Origin of the sequence: Pseudomonas cimarronensis, from assembly GCF_049331905.1 — a bacterium.
In the GTDB taxonomy this organism is placed as follows: Bacteria; Pseudomonadota; Gammaproteobacteria; order Pseudomonadales; family Pseudomonadaceae; genus Aquipseudomonas.
Window position 1 is genome coordinate 4,000,427 of the sequence record NZ_CP186283.1, and the last position, 20,285, is coordinate 4,020,711.

The 20,285-nt window shown below is 60.7% G+C and carries 21 protein-coding genes; 11 read left to right on the plus strand and 10 right to left on the minus strand.

Features of this window, described 5'->3' with window-relative positions; translation table 11 throughout:
* Positions 1-57: 57 nt before the first annotated feature.
* The 5 genes from ACOCLD_RS18690 to ACOCLD_RS18710 are packed head-to-tail and all read right to left on the minus strand — an operon-like array spanning position 58 to position 3,086.
* Positions 58-366, minus strand: coding sequence for an STAS domain-containing protein (locus ACOCLD_RS18690; RefSeq protein WP_422910246.1), 309 nt, complete (start codon positions 364-366; stop codon positions 58-60).
* Positions 363-995, minus strand: coding sequence for an MlaC/ttg2D family ABC transporter substrate-binding protein (locus ACOCLD_RS18695; protein WP_422910247.1), 633 nt, complete (start codon positions 993-995; stop codon positions 363-365). The genes ACOCLD_RS18690 and ACOCLD_RS18695 overlap by 4 nt, the downstream gene beginning before the upstream one ends.
* Before the next feature lie 14 nt (positions 996-1,009).
* Entirely contained in the window at positions 1,010-1,480 is a 471-nt protein-coding gene (gene mlaD / locus ACOCLD_RS18700) for an outer membrane lipid asymmetry maintenance protein MlaD (protein ID WP_257777697.1), read from the minus strand.
* A complete protein-coding gene (mlaE, locus tag ACOCLD_RS18705; RefSeq protein ID WP_257777698.1) occupies positions 1,480-2,277 on the minus strand; it encodes a lipid asymmetry maintenance ABC transporter permease subunit MlaE in 798 nt (265 codons plus the stop codon). Before mlaE ends, mlaD begins: the two co-directional genes overlap by 1 nt.
* The gene (locus ACOCLD_RS18710) at positions 2,277-3,086 is read right to left on the minus strand and encodes an ATP-binding cassette domain-containing protein (RefSeq protein WP_233685875.1); all 810 of its coding nucleotides are present in this window, start codon (positions 3,084-3,086) and stop codon (positions 2,277-2,279) included. Before ACOCLD_RS18710 ends, mlaE begins: the two co-directional genes overlap by 1 nt.
* Before the next feature lie 242 nt (positions 3,087-3,328).
* Between ACOCLD_RS18710 and ACOCLD_RS18715 the strand changes: the two genes are divergently transcribed.
* From ACOCLD_RS18715 to ACOCLD_RS18760, 10 genes are all read left to right on the plus strand, one after another.
* The gene (locus tag ACOCLD_RS18715; RefSeq protein ID WP_422910248.1) at positions 3,329-4,303 is read left to right on the plus strand and encodes a KpsF/GutQ family sugar-phosphate isomerase; all 975 of its coding nucleotides are present in this window, start codon (positions 3,329-3,331) and stop codon (positions 4,301-4,303) included.
* Positions 4,303-4,824 (plus strand): KdsC family phosphatase, encoded by a 522-nt coding sequence (locus tag ACOCLD_RS18720; RefSeq protein WP_422910249.1) that lies wholly within the window; start codon positions 4,303-4,305, stop codon positions 4,822-4,824. The genes ACOCLD_RS18715 and ACOCLD_RS18720 overlap by 1 nt, the downstream gene beginning before the upstream one ends.
* Before the next feature lie 7 nt (positions 4,825-4,831).
* The gene (lptC, locus tag ACOCLD_RS18725) at positions 4,832-5,401 is read left to right on the plus strand and encodes an LPS export ABC transporter periplasmic protein LptC (RefSeq protein ID WP_257777701.1); all 570 of its coding nucleotides are present in this window, start codon (positions 4,832-4,834) and stop codon (positions 5,399-5,401) included.
* Positions 5,388-5,930 carry a lipopolysaccharide transport periplasmic protein LptA gene (lptA, locus tag ACOCLD_RS18730; protein WP_392540167.1) on the plus strand — a complete coding sequence of 181 codons (543 nt, stop codon included), beginning with the start codon at positions 5,388-5,390 and terminating at the stop codon, positions 5,928-5,930. The genes lptC and lptA overlap by 14 nt, the downstream gene beginning before the upstream one ends.
* 2 nt (positions 5,931-5,932) lie before the next feature.
* Positions 5,933-6,658, plus strand: coding sequence for an LPS export ABC transporter ATP-binding protein (lptB, locus tag ACOCLD_RS18735; protein WP_422910250.1), 726 nt, complete (start codon positions 5,933-5,935; stop codon positions 6,656-6,658).
* Between the two features lie 139 nt (positions 6,659-6,797).
* Positions 6,798-8,312 (plus strand): RNA polymerase factor sigma-54, encoded by a 1,515-nt coding sequence (locus ACOCLD_RS18740; protein WP_422910251.1) that lies wholly within the window; start codon positions 6,798-6,800, stop codon positions 8,310-8,312.
* A 194-nt stretch (positions 8,313-8,506) separates the two neighbouring features.
* Positions 8,507-8,815 (plus strand): ribosome hibernation-promoting factor, HPF/YfiA family, encoded by a 309-nt coding sequence (gene hpf / locus ACOCLD_RS18745; protein ID WP_257777705.1) that lies wholly within the window; start codon positions 8,507-8,509, stop codon positions 8,813-8,815.
* A gap of 15 nt (positions 8,816-8,830) precedes the next feature.
* Positions 8,831-9,304, plus strand: coding sequence for a PTS IIA-like nitrogen regulatory protein PtsN (ptsN, locus tag ACOCLD_RS18750; protein WP_257777706.1), 474 nt, complete (start codon positions 8,831-8,833; stop codon positions 9,302-9,304).
* A 2-nt stretch (positions 9,305-9,306) separates the two neighbouring features.
* The gene (gene rapZ, locus ACOCLD_RS18755; RefSeq protein ID WP_392540164.1) at positions 9,307-10,164 is read left to right on the plus strand and encodes an RNase adapter RapZ; all 858 of its coding nucleotides are present in this window, start codon (positions 9,307-9,309) and stop codon (positions 10,162-10,164) included.
* A gap of 12 nt (positions 10,165-10,176) precedes the next feature.
* Complete coding sequence (locus ACOCLD_RS18760; RefSeq protein ID WP_257777708.1) at positions 10,177-10,449, plus strand: HPr family phosphocarrier protein; 273 nt, start codon at positions 10,177-10,179, stop codon at positions 10,447-10,449.
* 62 nt (positions 10,450-10,511) lie between these two features.
* Here the strand turns inward: ACOCLD_RS18760 and pmbA are convergent, their stop codons facing one another.
* A complete protein-coding gene (pmbA, locus tag ACOCLD_RS18765; RefSeq protein WP_422910252.1) occupies positions 10,512-11,858 on the minus strand; it encodes a metalloprotease PmbA in 1,347 nt (448 codons plus the stop codon).
* 104 nt (positions 11,859-11,962) lie between these two features.
* Between pmbA and yjgA the strand changes: the two genes are divergently transcribed.
* Complete coding sequence (gene yjgA, locus ACOCLD_RS18770; protein ID WP_422910253.1) at positions 11,963-12,481, plus strand: ribosome biogenesis factor YjgA; 519 nt, start codon at positions 11,963-11,965, stop codon at positions 12,479-12,481.
* 48 nt (positions 12,482-12,529) lie between these two features.
* Here the strand turns inward: yjgA and tldD are convergent, their stop codons facing one another.
* From tldD to rng, 4 genes are all read right to left on the minus strand, one after another.
* Positions 12,530-13,987: a metalloprotease TldD gene (gene tldD / locus ACOCLD_RS18775; RefSeq protein ID WP_257777711.1), complete on the minus strand. Its 1,458-nt coding sequence runs from the start codon at positions 13,985-13,987 to the stop codon at positions 12,530-12,532.
* Between the two features lie 16 nt (positions 13,988-14,003).
* Positions 14,004-14,858 (minus strand): carbon-nitrogen hydrolase family protein, encoded by an 855-nt coding sequence (locus ACOCLD_RS18780; protein ID WP_422910254.1) that lies wholly within the window; start codon positions 14,856-14,858, stop codon positions 14,004-14,006.
* A gap of 85 nt (positions 14,859-14,943) precedes the next feature.
* Positions 14,944-18,777, minus strand: coding sequence for a YhdP family protein (locus ACOCLD_RS18785; RefSeq protein WP_422910255.1), 3,834 nt, complete (start codon positions 18,775-18,777; stop codon positions 14,944-14,946).
* Between the two features lie 22 nt (positions 18,778-18,799).
* Positions 18,800-20,257, minus strand: a complete 1,458-nt coding sequence (rng, locus tag ACOCLD_RS18790; protein ID WP_233685891.1) for a ribonuclease G — start codon at positions 20,255-20,257, stop codon at positions 18,800-18,802.
* Positions 20,258-20,285: the final 28 nt, after the last annotated feature.

Here is a 20,285-nt window from a genome sequence, read left to right on the forward strand (position 1 = left end):
ACAAAAAAGCCCCACGCCTGCGAACCCCGCATTATTCCCAGCCGACCGAAGCCCTGCTCAGGCTTGTAGCGGAAGAATTTCCAGCAGGCCACAGACGCTGGCAATTTCGCGCATGTCATTGGGCAGGTTACGCACGCTCAGCGTCTTGTTGTGGGCACTGGCGTCACGCATAAAAGCCAGTAGCAGCGACACACCGACACTGCTGGACTTTTCCACACCACAGCAATCGATCACGCAGGCTGCGGACTGACTGGCCTTGAGCAGCTTCCCGCCCTGCTCACGCAAGGCCGGGGCACTCAGGTAATCCAGCACGCCGACCAGTTGCAGAATACCGGGGGCGGCCTCAGTGATATTCGCCTGACTCACGAGGCATTGGCCCCTTGGCGCGCCTTGGCAACAGTTTCGGCCCAATTGTCGATGACCTTGTCCAGGTCATTGCGATTGTCCTGCATGGCCTGGGCAAACTGGTCGCGAAACAACTTACCGACGTTGATGCCATTGATGATCACGTTGCGCATCTTCCAGGTGCCGTCCTGGCTGACCATGGTGTAGGACAGCGGATAGACCGTGCCCTTGCCGTCCTTGATCTCCATATTCACCGAGGTGCGCTCTGGGTCTTGCTGACCGCTGACCGGCAACACGCGGATATCCTGGTTGTTGTACTCAAGCAGAGCATTGCCATAGAACTGCATCAGGCTGCGCTTGAAGTTTTCCTGAAAGCGCTGCATCTGCTCAGGCGTGGCCTGGCGCGAATAACGCACGGTCATCACCCCGCGAGAAATGCCATCCACATCAACCACCGGACCGAGAATGCTGTCCAGCGCGCTGTAGAACGCCCCCGGATCGGTGCGGTAGTGCTCTTTGTTGGCCTTGAGGTCGGCCAGCAGGGTGCTGGTGGTCTGCTGCACCACCTCATGGGCGGCCGGTGCCGCAAACAATGGCAGGGATACGGCGGCCAAACAGATAAACAGACCGTTACGCAGTGCTTTGAACATAGTCAGTACCTCTATTAATTAGCCTGGTCTTTGTTGACCGAATTGAGCAGGAACTTGCCAATCAGGTCCTCCAGCACCAGCGATGACTGCGTGTCGTGGATGGTGCTGCCTTCACGCAGCACCTCCTCTTCACCACCCACACTAATTCCGATGTATTTCTCACCCAACAGACCAGCAGTGAGAATCGAGGCGGTGGAATCTGCCGGCAAATTGTCTACGGCATCATCCAGCTGCATGGTGACGCGCCCCATGTAACTGTTGCGGTCCAGATCGATGGCCGTGACCTTACCAATCGTGACGCCCGCCATGGTCACCTTGGACCTCACAGTCAGACCGGCAATGTTGTCAAAGTGCGCATAGACCTTGTAGGTATTATCGCTGCTACCCACGGTCAGGCCACTGACGCGCAAGGCCAGTAGCAAAAAGGCCAACAGTCCGGCCAACAGGAACAAGCCGACACCCACTTCCAGCGTGCGGTTCTGCATCAGAAATCTCCAAACATCAAAGCGGTCAGAATGAAGTCCAGCCCCAATACGGCGAGCGAGGCGTACACCACCGTTTTGGTGGTGGCACGACTAATCCCTTCCGAAGTCGGCTCACAGTCATAGCCCTGGAACACGGCGATCCAGGTCACGACAAACGCAAAGACCATGCTCTTGATCACACCATTGAGCACGTCTTCACGAAACGAAACACTGCTCTGCATATTGGCCCAGAACGAGCCCTCATAAACCCCGAGCCAGTCGACGGCAACCATGGCCCCACCCCAGATGCCGACCACGCTGAAGATCATTGCCAGCAGCGGCATCGAGATAAAGCCCGCCCAGAGACGCGGCGCGACAATGTATTTGAGCGGATCAACGCCAATCATCGCCAGACTGGACAGCTGCTCAGTGGACTTCATATTGCCGATTTCCGCAGTCAGCGCCGAACCGGCGCGCCCGGCAAACAGCAAGGCCGTCACTACCGGCCCCAGCTCACGCAATAGCGTCAAGGCAACCATCTGCCCCACTGCCTGCTCCGAACCGTACTTGGCCAGGATGCTGAAGCCCTGCAGCGACAGCACCATGCCAATAAAGATGCCAGACACGACAATGATCGCCAGGGACATTACCCCGACCGAATACAGCTGCTTGATCAATAACTGAAAACTGTTACCCGTAGCGCCACGCCCCAGCAAGGCGCGCAGCAGGAAAACGCCCGAACGACCCAATGTGGCGACCACGTCGATTCCAGCGCGACCGAACAGGCGTACCCGCTCGAGCACAGACGTCTTGCGCATCAGCGCCCCCCCAGCAGATCGTCGCGGTAATTGGCCGCAGGAAAGTGAAAAGGCACCGGACCATCTGGCGTGCCCTGCATAAACTGACGTACGCGCGGATTATCCGAAGCCATCAGCTCAGCCGGCGTACCCTGCCCCAGCACCTGGGTATCCCCCACTACATAGATGTAGTCAGCGATGCTGGCGGTCTCTGCCAAGTCATGGGACACCACGATACTGGTGATGCCCAGGGCATCGTTGAGCAGGCGGATAAGGCGCACCAACACGCCCATGGCAATTGGATCCTGACCGACGAACGGTTCGTCATACATCAGGATTTGCGGATCCAGAGCAATCGCTCGTGCCAGGGCCACGCGACGCTTCATCCCGCCTGACAGCTCATCCGGCATCAAGTCCAGCGCACCGCGCAGCCCCACGGCCTGCAGCTTCATTAGCACGATGTCGCGAATCATCTCTTCCGGCAGCTTGGTGTGCACCCGCAGCGGAAAGGCAACATTCTCGAAAACATCCAGGTCGGTAAACAGCGCACCGCTCTGAAACAGCACCCCCATCTGCTTGCGCATGTCGAACAGCTCACTGCGCGACAAGCCTGGCAGGTTCACTCCATTGACCCAGACTTCGCCCTCGCTGGGCTTGAGCTCAGCGGCGATCAAACGCAGCAAAGTGGTTTTGCCACAGCCGGACGGCCCCATGATCCCAGTGACCTTGCCACGGGGAATGTGGATATCGACATTCTTGAAAATATCCCGCTCGCCGCGTTTGAAGCTGACATTCTTCAGCTCAACTGCATACGGGTTCTCGGCGCTCATCTGGACTCCTTGCTCAACGCTTGCCTGACTGACGTAGCCTCCCGAGAAAAGGGCACTACACGCCGTCGAACGTACCGAAAATGGCCGCAAACTATACCATCGCGCCCGCCCTCACCCAAGATTGAACTTGTTGCCGGAGATAAGCGCCGCACAATTCCACCGCCCACCCACTGCCGAAATGCTGGGCAGGCGCAGCATTACCGTTATAATCGACAACTTTTAGCCGACCGCCACGAGCTTCAATGAGCCAGCCAACCGACCTGATTCAGTCCGCACAGCGCACCATTCGCCTGGAAATCGAGGCGATACAAGACCTGTTGCAACGCATCAACGGTGACTTCGTACGTGCCTGCCAGCTGATTCTCAGCAGCAAGGGCCGCGTGGTCGTGGTCGGCATGGGTAAATCCGGCCATGTTGGCAACAAGATTGCCGCCACCCTGGCCAGCACCGGCACCACGGCCTTTTTTGTGCACCCGGCAGAAGCCAGCCACGGCGACATGGGCATGATCACCCGCGACGATGTCGTACTGGCGCTTTCCAATTCGGGCTCAACCGCAGAAATCGTTACCCTGCTGCCGCTGATCAAACGCCTCGGCATCACCCTGATCAGCATGACGGGCAACCCGGACTCACCACTGGCCAAGGCCGCTGAAGTCAACCTGGATGCACGCGTTGCTCAGGAAGCCTGCCCGCTGAATCTGGCACCAACCTCTTCGACCACCGCCTCCCTGGTACTGGGTGACGCCCTGGCCATTGCCCTGCTGGAAGCCCGCGGCTTTACCGCTGAAGATTTTGCGTTCTCCCACCCCGGTGGCGCACTGGGCCGTCGCCTGTTGCTCAAGGTGGAGAACGTCATGCACACCGGCGACAGCCTGCCACGCGTCAGCCGCGGCACCTCGCTGCGCGATGCACTGCTGGAAATGACCCAGAAAGGCCTGGGCATGACCGTAGTCACTGAGGATGATGGCCGCCTGGCCGGAATATTTACTGACGGCGACCTGCGCCGCGCACTCGATAAAGGCATCGATGTACGCGACGCACTCATCGACGACGTCATGACCCTGCACGGCAAGACCGCTCGCGCCGACATGCTCGCCGCCGAAGCCCTGAAGATCATGGAAGACCACAAAATCAGCGCACTGGTCGTGGTAGATGAACGCGACCACCCAACCGGCGCATTCAACCTTGGCGACCTGTTACGCGCAGGAGTGATGTAATGAACGACCTGCAGCAGCGCGCCCGCGCAATCAAACTGGCGGTATTCGATGTCGACGGCGTACTGACCGACGGCAAGCTGTACTTCCTGGTGGACGGCAGTGAATTCAAGACGTTCAACACCCTCGACGGCCACGGCATCAAGATGCTGATCAACTCCGGCGTACGCACCGCCATCATCAGTGGCCGCAAAACCCCAGTGGTAGAGCGGCGCGCACAGAATCTGGGCATTCAACACCTGTACCAGGGCCGCGAGGACAAGCTTGTCGTACTGGATGAACTGCTCGGCGAACTCGGCCTGAGCTATGAGCAAGTCGCCTACCTGGGCGACGACCTGCCGGACCTGCCCGTTATGCGCCGCGTCGGTCTGGGTATGGCTGTTGCCAGCGCCGATGGTTTCGTCCGCCAGCACGCCCATGGCGTGACTCAGGCACGCGGCGGCGAAGGCGCCGCACGCGAATTCTGCGAACTGATTATGCGCGCTCAAGGCACTCTTGAAGCCGCTCAAGCCGCTTACCTATAGGCCAGTCATGCCCCGCAAATTACTCAACACCCTGCTGTTCGCCTGCGCTGCCCTGCTGGTTGCGGCGCTCGGCTACTGGAACCTCAGCCCGGATGGCTTCAACCAGCAGCCGCAGTCAGCCGCTGCCGATAACGCCATCGACTTCTATGCCAGCAACACCTATACCGTGCAGTACCAGGCCGACGGCAAGCTGCACTATGAGTTGACTGCCGACAAGGTCGAACATATCAAAGCCAGCGACATCACCCTGATGACCGCCCCGAACATGAACCTGTTTCGCGGCAGCGAGCTGCCCTGGAAGATCCGCAGCGAACGCGGCGAGGTCTCGCCGGGCGGCACCGAAGTCGAACTGATCGACAAGGTACGCGTCGAACGCACCGACGCCAAAGGCCGCCCAACCATTCTCACCACCAGCCGCCTGACCGTATTCCCCGAGAAGGAATATGCGCAGACCCAGCAAGCCGTTAGAATCGACGCGGCCAATGGGGTGACCACGGCACAAGGAATGAAAGCGTACATGAATGACGGCAGGATGCTCCTGCTGTCCAACGTAAGAGGTCAGCATGAGGCTCGTTAACACCCTCCCCCTACTACTCAGCCTCAGCGCCGCACTCGGAAGTGCCAGTGCCTGGGCCCTGCCATCCGACCGCGAACAGCCGATCCGCATCCAGGCTGACAGTGCCGAGCTTGATGACAAGCAGGGCGTTGCGGTCTATCGCGGCGACGTGGTGATCACCCAGGGCACCATGAAAGTGACTGGCGACACCGTGACCATCACCCAGAACGCCCAGGGCGACGTCGAGGTCTTCACCTCAGTCGGCAAGCCGGCCTACTACGAACAACTGCCGTCAGCCGACAAGCAGATCGTCAAAGCCTACGGCCTGACCATCCAGTATTTCATGGCCAACGAGCGCGTGGTACTGATCGATCAGGCCAAGGTGATCCAGGAAGGCAACACCTTCGAAGGCGAGAAAATCGTCTATGACACCCAACGCCAGATCGTCAACGCCGGCCGTGCAACAGGCAGCAATGTCACCGCACCCCGCCCGCGCATCGACATGGTGATCCAGCCGAAGAACAAACCAGCCGACCAGCAGGCGCAGTAATAATGGCCACATTGAAAGCCCAACACCTGGCTAAAAGCTACAAAGGCCGCCAGGTCGTGCGCGACGTCAGTCTGAACATCGACAGCGGCCAGATCGTCGGCCTGCTCGGCCCCAATGGTGCCGGTAAAACCACCTGCTTCTACATGATCGTCGGCCTGGTTCAGGCCGATCAGGGCCGCGTGATGATTGACGATCTGGATGTCAGCCACCAGCCCATGCACGGCCGCGCCCGCGCCGGTATCGGCTACCTGCCGCAGGAAGCCTCGATCTTTCGCAAACTCAGCGTGGCCGACAACATCATGGCCATTCTGGAAACCCGCAAAGACCTCAACACCAGCGCACGCCAGCAGGAGCTTGAGGGGTTGCTGCAGGAGTTCCACATCACTCACATCCGCGACAACCTGGGCATGAGCCTGTCCGGTGGTGAACGTCGCCGGGTAGAAATCGCCCGCGCCCTGGCCACCAACCCCAAGTTCATCCTGCTCGACGAACCTTTTGCCGGCGTTGACCCGATTTCCGTGGGCGATATCAAGCAGATCATCCACCACCTCAAGGCCAAAGGTATCGGTGTTTTGATCACTGACCACAACGTGCGCGAGACACTGGACATCTGCGAAACCGCCTATATCGTCAGTGATGGTCAACTGATTGCCGAAGGTGATGCTGAAACCATTCTGGCCAACCAGACGGTAAAAGAAGTCTATCTGGGCCATGAGTTCAGGCTGTAACCGCAGCTTTTCTCAGGCCGGCTGCAGCCAAGGCTAGGCAAAACCTTTAAATTCAGGCATATAATTTGCTTCCTAGTGGCGCTTTTTTAAAACCGCCCTGTAGTGGATTGCGCATAGACGCCGGTAAATAAGGTCTGCAATGAAACCATCGCTAGTCCTGAAGATGGGCCAGCAGCTGACGATGACGCCGCAGCTGCAACAGGCCATCCGCCTACTCCAACTGTCGACCCTGGACCTGCAACAAGAGATCCAGGAGGCCCTGGAGTCCAACCCGATGCTCGAACGCCAGGAAGATGGCGACGATTTCGACAATTCGGACCCCATGGCCGATGGCGCCGAAAGCGCCAGCTCCAGCGAACAGCAAGAAACGCCCTACCAGGAGAGCAACTTCCAGGAAACCACACAGACCGTGGACAACCTGGAAGACGGTGACTGGGGTGAACGCATCCCTAACGAGCTACCGGTTGATACCGCCTGGGAAGACATCTACCAGACCAGCGCCAGCAGCCTGCCCAGCAGTGCCAGTGAGGACGACGAGTGGGACTTCACCACCCGCACCTCCAGCGGCGAAAGCCTGCAGAGCCACCTGCTCTGGCAACTCAATCTGGCAGTGATGTCCGACAAGGACCGACTGATCGGCGTCACCCTGATCGACTGCATCAACGAGCAGGGTTATCTCGAAGAAACCCTGGAGGAAGTGGTCGAGGCCTTCGACCCGGAGCTGGATATCGAGCTCGATGAAGTCGAAGCCGTCCTGCACCGCATCCAGCAGTTCGAACCTGCCGGTATTGCTGCACGCAATCTGGGCGAATGCCTGCTTCTGCAACTGCGTCAGCTGCCCGCGAAAACCCCCTGGCTGAACGAAGCCCAGCGCCTGGCCAGTGACTACCTCGACCTGCTCGGCAGCCGCGACTACAGCCAACTGATGCGCCGCATGAAGCTCAAGGAAGACGAGCTGCGCCAGGTCATCGAACTGATCCAGAGCCTCAACCCGCGTCCCGGCTCGCAGATCGAGTCCAGCGAGCCCGAGTATGTGGTCCCCGATGTCATCGTGCGCAAGCACAACGAACGCTGGCTGGTAGAGCTGAACCAGGAAGCCATGCCGCGCCTGCGGGTCAACGCGCAATACGCCGGCTTCGTCAAACGCGCCGACTCCAGCGCCGACAACACCTTTATGCGCAACCAGCTGCAAGAAGCCCGCTGGTTTATCAAAAGCCTGCAGAGCCGCAACGAAACGTTGATGAAGGTCGCCACGCAGATCGTCGAACACCAGCGCGGCTTCCTCGATTACGGCGATGAAGCAATGAAACCCCTGGTGCTACACGATATTGCCGAAGCCGTCGGCATGCACGAGTCGACCATTTCGCGGGTGACCACGCAGAAATTCATGCACACCCCGCGCGGTATTTACGAGCTGAAATATTTCTTTTCCAGCCACGTCAGCACCTCCGAGGGGGGCGAATGCTCGTCCACTGCGATCCGCGCCATTATCAAAAAACTGGTCGCCGCGGAAAATGCGAAAAAGCCGTTGAGTGACAGCAAGATCGCTGGTTTACTGGAGGCACAGGGCATTCAAGTAGCCCGCCGCACGGTCGCCAAGTACCGTGAATCCCTCGGAATAGCGCCCTCCAGCGAGCGCAAACGATTGATCTAAGGCGGCACAAAGAAGGAAGACAGATCGCACTGCACAGAACACTCCCGGCCACGCCTTTTCGCAAAAGCAGCCATACTGCCACTAAGCAATCAGCGCACGTGCCAGACTCGTTCTGTCAGAGTCTTTCACGCCACAGTGTTCCGGCGGCAGGCCTCTTGCCTGTCTCTTACACACGGCAACAAGGAGAAAGCGGTATGCAAGTCAACATCAGTGGACATCAGCTGGATGTGACCGACGCCCTGCGCGACTACATCGCCGAAAAACTCGGCCGATTGGAGCGCCACTTCGACAAGATTACCAACGTGCAAGTCATCATGGAGGTCGAGAAGCTCAAGCAGAAAATCGAAGCGACCCTGCACATCGCCGGCGGCGAAGTGGTCGCCAATGCCGAGCATGACGACATGTACGCCGCCATCGATCTACTGACTGACAAACTCGATCGACAACTCATCAAACACAAGGAAAAACAGCTCGAACGTCAACAGGGCGCGATGGCCCGCTGACCTCGTCTATCTCCTATGATCCGACTTGAAACCATCCTGACCCCCGGCCGTTCCCTGGTGAACGTGCCGGGCGGCAGCAAAAAACGTGTTCTCGAACAGATTGCCAACCTGGTGGCGCGCGAGTTGCCTGACCTGGATGGCCAAGACATCTTCGAAAGCCTGATCGCCCGCGAGAAACTCGGCTCGACCGGTTTCGGCAATGGCATTGCCATTCCGCACTGCCGCCTGGCCGGGTGCAACGCGCCGATCAGCGCTCTGCTACGCCTGGACGCAGCAGTCGATTTCGACGCCATTGACGGCGCCCCCGTGGACCTGCTGTTTGTCCTGCTGGTCCCTGAAGCCGCCACTGACGCCCACCTTGAATTGCTCCGCCAGATCGCCAGCATGCTTGACCGCAGTGACGTGCGCGCCAGCCTGCGTCAGGCCGAAAGCAGCGAGGCCCTGTATCAGGTGGTCGTGGACGTACAAAGCCAACTCAACCGAGCCTGAGCATGCGCCTGATCATCGTTAGCGGTCGCTCCGGCTCCGGGAAGAGCACCGCCCTCGATGTACTTGAGGACAATGGTTTTTACTGCATCGACAACCTGCCGGCCGGGCTCTTGCCTGAGCTTGCAGAGCGCGCGTTGCTGCACACCGAACTGTTGCACCCTCTGGTTGCTGTATCGATTGATGCACGCAACCTGCCCAGTCAGCTCAAGCGCTTCCCCGAACTGCTCGATGAAGTGCGCGGCCGACACATCCAGTGCGATGTGCTTTATCTGGATGCCGATGAAGAAACCCTGCTCAAGCGCTTCTCGGAAACCCGCAGGCGTCATCCGCTGACCAACGAAACACGTTCACTGGCCGAAGCCATTGCCGATGAAAGCCTGCTGCTCGGCCCCATCATCGACCTGGCCGACCTGAAAATCGACACCACCCACCTCAATCTGTATCAGCTGCGCGACAGCCTCAAACTGCGCCTGCTCAACCAGCCTGAACCGGGCACCGCGTTCCTGATCGAGTCCTTCGGTTTCAAACGTGGCATGCCGGTGGACGCCGACCTGGTCTTCGATGTGCGCTGCCTGCCCAACCCCTACTGGAAGCCGGATCTACGCGATTACTCCGGCCTTGATCAGCCGGTGGTTGAGTACCTCTCCGCCCAGGCCGATGTCGAAGAAATGTACCAGGACATTCTCGCCTACCTGAGCAAGTGGCTACCGCGCTTTGCCGCCAGCAACCGCGCCTATGTCACGGTGGCGATTGGCTGCACCGGCGGGCATCACCGCTCGGTATATCTGGCCAACCGCCTGGGTGAAACGCTCAAGCCCATTCTGAAAAACGTTCAGACTCGCCACCGCGACCTCAGTTAAGGAATTGCCGCGATGCCCGCCTGCGAAATCACCATTATCAACAAGCTTGGTCTGCACGCCCGCGCCGCCGCCAAGTTCGTTGGCGTCGCCGGGCGTTTTCCTTGCCAGGTCAAGATCGGCCGTAGCCAAGAGAGCCTGGTCGATGGCAAAAGCATTATGGCAGTGATGATGCTGGCGGCCGGTAAAGGTACGCAGGTGCACCTGCACACCGAAGGCGAGCAGGATGCCGAAGCGCTGCAGGCCCTCAGCGAGCTGATCAACAACTACTTCGACGAAGGCGAATAGCCCTCAACAAAAACAGAGGGGCCGAACATCTGAATGCTCGGCCCCTTTTTTATCCCCGCTGATCAGCTACCCGCGACGGTCATACGCTCGATCAGCACCGAGCCAGTGCGAATATTGCTGCGCAGCTCCAGATCATTTCCTATGGCCACAATCTGCTTGAACATGTCGCGCATGTTGCCGGCGATGGTGACTTCCTGCACCGGGAACTGGATCTCGCCATTCTCCACCCAGTAACCACCGGCGCCGCGCGAATAGTCGCCGGTGACCATATTCAGCCCTTGCCCCATCAGCTCGGTAACCAGCAGACCGCGACCCATGCGCTTGAGCAGCGCCTTCTGATCTTCATCGCCATGGCTGACGAACAGGTTATGCACACCACCAGCGTTGGCCGTACTCGGCATCCCCAGCTTGCGTCCGGAATAGGTGCCCAATACATAAGACAGCAGTTCGCCACGTTCGACAAAGGACTTGGCATAGGTCGCCAACCCATCGCCATCGAAAGCAGCACTGCCCAGCGCCCGCGGAATATGTGGCCGTTCATCGAGTTTCAGCCAGCTGGGAAACAGCTGTTGACCCAGCGCACCATCAAGAAACGATGATTTGCGGTACAGATTGCCGCCGGAAATCGCCGCCAGAAAGCTGCCAAACAACCCCGTCGCCAGCTCGGCAGCGAACAATACCGGCACTTCACAGGTTGGCACCGGGCGCGCGCCCAAACGACTAACAGCGCGTTCCGCGGCGCGCCGGCCAATGCTGCCGGCATCGGCCAGCAGCTCGCCCTGGCGATTAACGTCGTACCAGTAATCGCGCTGCATCTGCCCGCCGCCTTCGGCGATCATCACGCAGCTCAGGCTGTGCCGCGTGCTGGCGTAACCGCTGACAAAACCATGGCTGTTGCCATACACCCGGCAGCCCTGATGGGTGTTGAGGGTAGTGCCGTCAGCATTCTTGATCCGAGTATCTGCCGCAAACGCAGCGGCCTCACAACTGAGCGCCTGCTCAATGGCCTGCTCAGGGGTGATCGACCAGGCGTGGTAGAGATCCAGCTGCGGCAGCTCACGGGCCATCAGCCCCGCATCAGCCAGACCGGCGCATTCATCCTCGGAGGCATGTTTGGCAATCGCCAGTGCAGCCGCAACCGTTTCGCGAATAGCCGCTTCACCGCTGGCAGAGGTACTGGCCGAGCCTTTGCGCTGGCCGACATACAGGGTGATACCGAAGCCCTGATCACGGTTGAACTCGACCGTTTCCACTTCGCCCTGGCGCACCGCAGTGGACAGGCCCTGCTCCACCGATACGGCCACCTCGCAAGCACTCGCGCCCTGCTTTTTAGCCTCGGCAATGATCTGCTCCACCTGGGCCTGCAACTGCGGCACCGCCTGGGGCCCGACGCTCTCTACTGCACTCATAAACACTCCTGAACGATAAGCCGTACAGCGCTGCCACACAGGCCATCCGCTTACAGCTGGAAACTTGCTGCTATCATGTCGGCGTTTTCCACTGGACCGCCACCATGTCTGAATACCTTGACGACTTCTCCGGCGAGAAGAGCAAAAGCCAGATCAAACGCGAGCTGCATGCGCTGCAAGATCTGGGGCAACGCCTGACAACCCTGAAACTCGACCTGCTGAACAAGCTGCCGCTGACCGACGAGCTGCGCCGCGCGCTGGCCGAAGCGCCCAAGCACACCGCCAACGCGGCAAAAAAGCGCCATGTGCAGTTTATCGGCCGCCTGATGCGCGATCAGGACATTGAAGCCATCCTCACCCTGCTCGACCAGCTCGACGCCTCGACCCGCCAGTACAACGAGCGCTTTCACAACCTGGAGCGTTGGCGTGACCGGTTGATCAACGGTAACGACGACATCCTGGAAGCCTTCGTCGGCGAGTATGCCGACGCCGACCGCCAACACCTGCGCCAGCTGATCCGCCAGGCCCAACACGAACTGGCGCAGAACAAAGCACCCGCCGCGTCACGCAAAATCTTCAAATACATCCGCGAACTGGACGAAACCCAGCGCGGTCTGCGCTAAAACAACACATCGATTGGGCTGCACAACATGCAACCCAATCGACGGTCTTTAGCTGCCTGTCCCGCCCACCGTAATCGCATCGATTTTCAGGGTCGGTTGGCCCACGCCCACCGGCACCGATTGACCATCCTTGCCGCAGGTACCGACACCGCTGTCCAGCGCCAGGTCGTTACCGACCATCGACACCTTGCTCATGGCCTCCGGACCATTGCCGATCAACGTGGCGCCCTTGACTGGCGCAGTAATCTTGCCGTCCTCGATCAGGTAGGCCTCACTGGTGGAGAACACGAACTTGCCGCTGGTGATATCCACCTGACCGCCACCGAGGTTGGCGCAGTAGATGCCCTTTTTCACCGAGCGGATGATTTCTTCCGGATCGCTTTCGCCAGCCAGCATGTAGGTATTGGTCATGCGCGGCATCGGCAGGTGCGCATAGGATTCACGCCGGCCATTACCGGTAGCCGCAACGCCCATCAGGCGGGCATTCAGCTTGTCCTGCATATAGCCCTTGAGCACGCCGTTTTCGATCAAGGTGGTGCACTGGGTCTGAGTGCCTTCATCGTCCATACTCAGCGAGCCACGACGCTCGGCCAAGGTGCCGTCATCGACAATGGTGCACAGGCTGGAAGCCACTTGTTCGCCCACTCGGCCGCTGTAGGCAGAACTGCCCTTGCGGTTGAAGTCACCTTCCAGGCCATGACCAACCGCCTCGTGCAGCAGTACGCCGGACCAGCCAGCGCCCATCACCACCGGCATACTGCCAGCCGGTGCTGGAATCGCCTCCAGATTGACCAGAGCCTGGCGCAAGGCCTCGCGGGCATAGCCCATGGCTCGTTCTTCATTGTTGCTGGTTTGCGCCAGGAAATAGCGGTAGTCGGTGCGCCCACCACCACCATGACCGCCACGCTCACGGCGGCCATTCTGTTCAACGATCACACTAACGTTGAAGCGCACCAGGGGGCGAACGTCCGCGCCCAGGCTGCCATCATTGGCGGCGACCAGAATGCGGTCCCAAACGCCGGCCAGGCTGACAGTAACCTGCTTGATCCGCGGATCGAGCGCACGGGTGGCGACATCGATGCGCTTGAGCAACTCGACCTTCTCTGCCCGACTGAGCACATCCAGCGGGTTGTCCTGGGCATACAGGGGCTTGAGCAACGGACTGCTGAACGCTTGCACACGGCCATTTTGCCCGGCGCGGGCGATTGAGCGGGCGGCACGTGCCGCCTGGCTCAGGGCATCGGCGGTAATCGCATTGCTGTAAGCAAACCCGGTTTTTTCGCCGGACTGGGCGCGCACACCGACACCTTGATCGAGGTTGAAGCTGCCTTCCTTGACGATGCCATCCTCTAGCGCCCAGGTTTCCGAGACCTGACTCTGGAAATACAGATCCGCCGCATCGATACCCGGCCCGGCCAACTCGGCCAACACCCCCGGCAAATGCTCAATGCTCAGGCCGCCTGGGCCCAGCAGATGCTCACTGACGGACATCAACATAGTGTTCATGGCTGCTTTATCTCGTTCATGACTGTTGCACACCTGGCTGCCGCAACTCGGCCGCCGCAAAAAATCGTTTATGGCTGACCACCGGCATACGCTGACGGATCGCCGCCTGCTCCTCGGCATCACGCTCGGCCACCAGCACACCTGGGCCATGTGGCAGCTCGGCCAGCACGCGCCCCCAGGCATCGACCAGCGCCGAATGACCAAAGGTCTCGCGCCCGCCCGGGTGCGTGCCACCCTGCCCGGCAGCCAGCACATAGCACTGGGTTTCGATGGCGCGGGCGCGGGTCAGCACCTGCCAATGCGCCGCGCCAGTCACTGCAGTGAACGCGGCTGGCGCGCTGATCAACTCGGCGCCTGCGGCACGCAGGGCGCTGTACAACTCAGGGAAGCGCAGGTCATAACAGACCGTCAGGCCCAGCCGCCCGACCGGTGTATCGGCCACCACAACCTGGCTGCCGAAGGCGTAATCGTCAGACTCGCGATAACGACCATGACTGTCGCTGACATCCACATCGAACAGGTGCAGCTTGTCATAGCGCGCCACGCGCTGCCCCTGCGCATCGATCAGCAGAGAACAGGCATGTGGTTTAGCGTCTGGCTGGTCATCGGGGGGCAAAGGCAAGGTGCCTGCCACGATCCACAAGCCCAGGTCCCGCGCCGCCTGCCGCAGCCACGGCAGAATCGGCCCCGTACCCAGCGCTTCGGCATGCCCGAGGCTGGCCAGATCACGCCGGCCCATGGCCGCAAAGTTTTCCGGCAGCACCGCCAGGCGCGCCCCTTGCGCAGCAGCCTGCTCCAACAATTGCCGCGCCTGTGCCAGATTGGCAAGGACGTCGGCCTGACTGACCATCTGAATCACCGCAAGGGTCATGACTGTCGTATCTCAACACAGGGCTATGCCATCAGCTTACAAGCCCTGCCGGCAGACTGCACGGCTGGGCGTTTGTCAGCCGGGCTTACTGAGGTTTTTCAAAGGGCTTGTCGAAGCTGATATCAGGGTTCTGCCAGGGACCCGTCACGTCATATTGCACGCTGGCAAAACGCGCCACGCGATCACCCAGCAACTTGTCAGCGACAAACAGCGCCCCGCCAATGGCCGGTGCCCCGACGATCAGCGCGGCCAATGGCAGGTTGTTGGTAACCGGTAAGGTGACGAGCAACTTGGCATCGATACGATCATTGGCCATGTCCAGGGTGCCATTGAGTTCCAGGTTGCTCGACGGGCCTTCAAGGGTAATCGGCTCGCGGGTGACAAACACACCGTTCTTGGCCTCCAGCACACCTTTGACCCGGTCGTAGCTCAAGCCTTTGCCAAGCAGATCGGAGAAATCCAGGCGCAAGCGCCGTCCGATCGAGTTGAAGTTGAGCAGGCCGAACACCCGCAGCGCCGAAGCCGGACCTTCAACTTCGGAGAACTGACCTTTGCGCAGGGATGCATCAAGGTAGCCGCTGAAGCGTTTCATGCCGAACCAGGCAGGCGAGCCAGGCCAGTCACCGTCCACATCCAGATGAAAATCTCGGCTGCTGGCAGTGGGCGCATAGCCCCAGGCAATCAGCACATCGGCCAGGTCAGCACCGCCCAGACGCCCTTTATAGGCGGTGCGTACACCGTTGGCCATGTGTTGCCAGGTGGCCCGACCGGCGACGTTCAAGCCTTTGAGGTTGAGGTCCAGCTCATTGAAATGCACGCCTGTGCTGACTGGCCGCGCCTTGAATGACCAGCCGCCTAGCGGCTCGATACCCTGAAAGACCTGGGCGACTCGCACATCCAGTGCCGGGAAAGCTGTCGGGTCAAAGCCGGCCAGCGGGTCTGGCTTCTCCACTTCCGGGGCATCGGCGATCTTCGGCTCCGCCGCCGGCAAGCGCAGGTAATCCAGCTGCACGGCGATGGGCTGGGTGGACTCGTCCGGCAACCCTATCGTGCCTTTCAGACGCTGACTGTCGAGGCTGACAGCCCAGCGGGCGTCGTCCCGCTGAACGCCGACCTCAAGGGCCTCCAGGCTGATACCAAAGCCATTGAAACGGCCGATACGCAGCTGGGCATCCTTGAACAGTTGCTGGGCATCCTGCTTCGGCACCTGCGCATAGGGTTGTAACGCTTGCTGCCAGGCCGACCAATCCAGCTCGGCCACCCGTCCACGCACGCGCAGGCCAGGGCTGGTGGGCAGGCTGGCCGGGCCATCGGCCAGGCGCAGCTCACCACGCCCCTGGTTGAACTGCCCCGCACTCGCAGCAAACGACAGGCTGAGCAGCTCGGCATACTCCAGCCAATAGCGCTGCTCACGCCCGCCCAGGCTCATGCGCCACTGCGTCGCGCGCTCCTCGGCAGCGCTCTTGCCGAAGGGAGCCGGCAGCGCCACCGCGGCACCTTTAAGGCTGGAGCTGACACGTAGCTGACTGTCGGCACCGTCCAGAATCAGATTCAGGCGATACGGCAGATTGCCACTGACCGGCAGCGGCTGAGTCACGCCCAGCCAGGTACTCAGCTCCTTGACGGCGATCTGCCCAGTGGCCTCGATGCGGCTGCGCGCCTTGCCCCGCGCGCCCTCGGCCAGGGCCTTGGCACGTACTGCGTGCCCCAGCACCTGGGCGCGAATATCCGGCGCGCTGAGGCCACTGGCGGTGTTGTAACGGAAGGCGCCCTGCAGCTGGGTAAATTGCAGCGGCGGACTGGGCAGGCTGAGCTGCGCATCGGCCGTGGCAAAATCCACCACAACCGCAGGCGCCAAGCCTTTGCGCAGCGGCAGATCGAGCTTCAGCTTACCCGCCAGCGCGCCATCGCCAGTCCAGCCGGCAAAGGTCGGCGCCGTACCGATGGGCGCCTGCTGCAGAATCTGCAGAGCATCAACCACGCTGCTGTCCAGTTCGGCATCGAGTAACAGGCGCGGCGGCTGACCCGGCAACGCGGTGGCAATCACCGCCTGGGCATTGCGCACCCGGCTGTCGAGAATCCGCCCTTGAGCCAGCTCGACACGCACGCCGCTGTCTTCGATCAGCACTCGCCCACGCCCCTCACGCAACGACGGCCAACCCGGCTGAAACGCCAGCTCGGCATCGTGCACGGCAAAGAACAGGCTGATACTACGCGCGGCCGCCTCTGCCCCCTTGTTCAGCGAGCCCTGGTACTGGAAATAGCCTTCATCGACCGCGCCAGAGCGGATCGCCGCCTTCAGCCAGGCATCCAGATCGTGACTCATGCCCGGCGAGCGACTGGGCAGGTACTTCTCGGTAAAGCGTGCATCGCCATTGCGCAGGCCAACGCGCAGATCCATGTAATCCTCTTCGGCAGGATCACGACGCAGACGAATCAGAAAATCCCCGGCTACCGGCCCTTCCTCACCCACCACCTGCAAATACGGGCTGCGCAGGGTGAAGGCCTGCTCGTCGAGCTGCCAGGTCAAGCGGGCCTTGGCCGTCTTGTAGTGCCAGGGCTGGGGGAACAGGGTGTCCAAGTGCAGGGAAAAATCCTCACTGTCGACACGCAACTCACCCTGCCCGAGGTCACCGCTGATACTGCCGCTGACGTTTTCTGCTGCGGGCGAGCCGAGGTAGGCAGCAAAGCCTATGCGCTCGAGGTTGGCAGCAAACTGCAGGCGCTTGCTGTCAGTCAGACGAGGCCGGTAGTCGAGCTGAATATTCTGCAACGTGCCATGTGGCTTGAGTTGCGCCAGTAACGCCAGAGCGTTATCCGGCAGCGGTGCCAAAGCTGCCACCAGCGGCTGCAGCGGCGCCAGATCAAGGCGGTCGGCACTGAGCAACCATTGCTCCTGCAACTCTGCGCTCTCCGCTTGCTGGGTCAGGGCCAGGCGCACATCACCCCAGCGCTTGTCGTCTCGGCTGAAAGCCAGGTCATCGAGCAACAGCTTGAAGCCCTGCTCGGTGCGGCTGAAATAGGCATTCAGCACCAGATTGTGCAGGGCAACCGATTCACGCTCGGCATAACCAGCCTGGATCTGCGGGGCATGCAGACGGCTGACCACGCGTTGCACCTGGCCCTTGGCCCAGGCCAGCCAGACTTCGCCACCCAGTTGCAGCTGCTCAAGCCGCCACTGCGCCAGCAGGCTGGCCGGCACCCAGGCCGCCCAATCGCTCTGTGGCAGGCTCAGATAGACGTCGACCTGGGCATCCTGCCAACGTTCGGCGCGCAGGCGGGTACGCACTTGCAACGCCAGCGGCTGTCCATCCGGCAATAGCAGCCGGCCATCCAGGCGTTGCCGCACAGGGCCGTTGAGCAGGCTCAGGTTGACATAGGTCAGCGTGCGCGCCGGCTGTGCATAAGCCTGCAGAGTGACCTGACTGTTGAGCAGCGACAGCCGCTTGACCACTTGCAGCTGACGCAGCGTCTGGGCCAGATCCAGCGGTGCCGCCGGGTTGCGCTGCGGCAAGCCCTTGAGCGCCCACTGCCCCTGAGCATCCTGCTCCAGCACCAACTGCAGACCGTCGACTTCCAGCCGCGCCACGCGCAACTGACGCGCCAGCAGGCTGCCGAGCACATCCGGCACCACCCGCACCTGATCCAGCTGCAGAGCACCTGCGCCCTCGCCAACGGCCACGTCATGGGCGGTCAGTACGGGCGAAAAGCCCTGCCACAGACCTTCCAACGCACCGATCTGCACAGGCATCGCCAGCGCTTCACGGGCCTTGTCTTCAGCATCAAGCCGGTACTCGGCCACCAGTGGCACCAGCTCGCGGCCCAGGCTGACATACAGCGCCGCCAGCACCAGCGCCAAGGCACACAGCCCCAATGCGGCTCGCACCAGCCAGGCAAATCCGCGCGCCAGCTGCTCCATTCAGTTCAGGCCCGCTTGCATGTCAGAGCAACACCACATCGTACTGCTCCTGGGAATACATGGTTTCCACCTGGAACTTGATGGTGCGCCCGATAAAGGCTTCGAGATCGGCGACGTTGCCCGACTCTTCATCGAGCAGGCGATCAACCACTTTCTGATTGGCCAGCACCCGGTAGCCTTCCGGCTGATAGGCGCGCGCCTCACGCAGAATCTCGCGGAAGATCTCGTAGCAGGTGGTTTCCGCCGTCTTCAGCTTGCCACGCCCCTGACAGGCGCTGCACGGTTCGCACAGCACTTGCTCAAGGCTTTCGCGGGTGCGCTTGCGGGTCATCTGCACCAGGCCCAACTCGGTGATGCCGATGATGTTGGTCTTGGCGTGATCGCGCTCCAGCTGCTTCTCCAGGGTACGCAGCACCTGGCGCTGATGCTCTTCATCTTCCATGTCGATAAAGTCGATGATGATGATCCCGCCGATATTGCGCAGGCGCAACTGGCGGGCAATCGCCGTGGCCGCCTCCAGGTTGGTCTTGAAGATGGTTTCTTCCAGGGTGCGGTGACCGACGAACGCGCCGGTGTTTACATCGATGGTGCTCATTGCCTCGGCCGGATCGATGATCAGGTAGCCGCCGGATTTGAGCGGCACCTTGCGCTCCAACGCCTTCTGGATTTCATCCTCGACGCCATACAGATCGAAGATCGGCCGTTCACCGGGGTAATGCTCCAGGCGGTCGGCGATCTCCGGCATCAGTTCATCGACAAACTGGGTGATCTTGCCGAAGGTCTCGCGCGAGTCGACGCGAATCTTCTCGATCTTCGGGTTAACCAGGTCACGCAGCGTGCGCAGCGCCAGGGACAGATCCTCGTAGATCACCAGCGGCGTTGGGCCGACTTTCATCTGCGTGGCGATCTGCTCCCACAGGCGGCGCAGGTAACGGATATCGGCGAGGATTTCATCGGCACCGGCGCCGTCAGCCGCTGTGCGCAGGATAAAACCACCAGATTCCTCAATGCCTTCAGCGGCCACGCAATCGGCGACCACCTGTTTGAGGCGCTCACGCTCGGCCTCGTCCTCGATCTTCAGCGAAATCCCGACATGGGCGGTGCGCGGCATATACACCAGGTAGCGCGAGGGGATCGACAGCTGCGTGGTCAGGCGTGCGCCCTTGCTGCCAATCGGGTCCTTGGTCACCTGCACCACCAGGCTTTGGCCTTCGTGCACCAGGGCGCTGATGCTTTCCACGGCCGGACCTTCACGGCTGGAAATTTCCGCCGCATGGATAAATGCTGCGCGCTCCAGGCCGATGTCGACAAATGCCGCCTGCATGCCCGGCAGTACGCGCACCACCTTGCCCTTGTAGATGTTGCCGACAATGCCGCGCTTCTGCGTACGCTCGACATGCACTTCCTGCAGCACGCCGTTTTCCACCACCGCCACGCGCGATTCCATCGGCGTGATATTGATCAGAATTTCTTCGCTCATGCATCCCACTCTGCGCGATGACGCGACC

Excerpts from the sequence above, each read along its gene's own strand:
- ACOCLD_RS18695 (WP_422910247.1), bottom strand. The coding sequence starts at position 995 with ATGTTCAAAGCACTGCGTAACGGTCTGTTTATCTGTTTGGCCGCCGTA.
- mlaD (WP_257777697.1), bottom strand. The coding sequence starts at position 1,480 with ATGCAGAACCGCACGCTGGAAGTGGGTGTCGGCTTGTTCCTGTTGGCC.
- mlaE (WP_257777698.1), bottom strand. The coding sequence starts at position 2,277 with ATGCGCAAGACGTCTGTGCTCGAGCGGGTACGCCTGTTCGGTCGCGCT.
- ACOCLD_RS18710 (WP_233685875.1), bottom strand. The coding sequence starts at position 3,086 with ATGAGCGCCGAGAACCCGTATGCAGTTGAGCTGAAGAATGTCAGCTTC.
- ACOCLD_RS18715 (WP_422910248.1), top strand. The coding sequence starts at position 3,329 with ATGAGCCAGCCAACCGACCTGATTCAGTCCGCACAGCGCACCATTCGC.
- ACOCLD_RS18720 (WP_422910249.1), top strand. The coding sequence starts at position 4,303 with ATGAACGACCTGCAGCAGCGCGCCCGCGCAATCAAACTGGCGGTATTC.
- lptC (WP_257777701.1), top strand. The coding sequence starts at position 4,832 with ATGCCCCGCAAATTACTCAACACCCTGCTGTTCGCCTGCGCTGCCCTG.
- lptA (WP_392540167.1), top strand. The coding sequence starts at position 5,388 with ATGAGGCTCGTTAACACCCTCCCCCTACTACTCAGCCTCAGCGCCGCA.
- lptB (WP_422910250.1), top strand. The coding sequence starts at position 5,933 with ATGGCCACATTGAAAGCCCAACACCTGGCTAAAAGCTACAAAGGCCGC.
- ACOCLD_RS18740 (WP_422910251.1), top strand. The coding sequence starts at position 6,798 with ATGAAACCATCGCTAGTCCTGAAGATGGGCCAGCAGCTGACGATGACG.
- hpf (WP_257777705.1), top strand. The coding sequence starts at position 8,507 with ATGCAAGTCAACATCAGTGGACATCAGCTGGATGTGACCGACGCCCTG.
- ptsN (WP_257777706.1), top strand. The coding sequence starts at position 8,831 with ATGATCCGACTTGAAACCATCCTGACCCCCGGCCGTTCCCTGGTGAAC.
- rapZ (WP_392540164.1), top strand. The coding sequence starts at position 9,307 with ATGCGCCTGATCATCGTTAGCGGTCGCTCCGGCTCCGGGAAGAGCACC.
- ACOCLD_RS18760 (WP_257777708.1), top strand. The coding sequence starts at position 10,177 with ATGCCCGCCTGCGAAATCACCATTATCAACAAGCTTGGTCTGCACGCC.
- pmbA (WP_422910252.1), bottom strand. The coding sequence starts at position 11,858 with ATGAGTGCAGTAGAGAGCGTCGGGCCCCAGGCGGTGCCGCAGTTGCAG.
- yjgA (WP_422910253.1), top strand. The coding sequence starts at position 11,963 with ATGTCTGAATACCTTGACGACTTCTCCGGCGAGAAGAGCAAAAGCCAG.
- tldD (WP_257777711.1), bottom strand. The coding sequence starts at position 13,987 with ATGAACACTATGTTGATGTCCGTCAGTGAGCATCTGCTGGGCCCAGGC.
- ACOCLD_RS18780 (WP_422910254.1), bottom strand. The coding sequence starts at position 14,858 with ATGACCCTTGCGGTGATTCAGATGGTCAGTCAGGCCGACGTCCTTGCC.
- ACOCLD_RS18785 (WP_422910255.1), bottom strand. The coding sequence starts at position 18,777 with ATGGAGCAGCTGGCGCGCGGATTTGCCTGGCTGGTGCGAGCCGCATTG.
- rng (WP_233685891.1), bottom strand. The coding sequence starts at position 20,257 with ATGAGCGAAGAAATTCTGATCAATATCACGCCGATGGAATCGCGCGTG.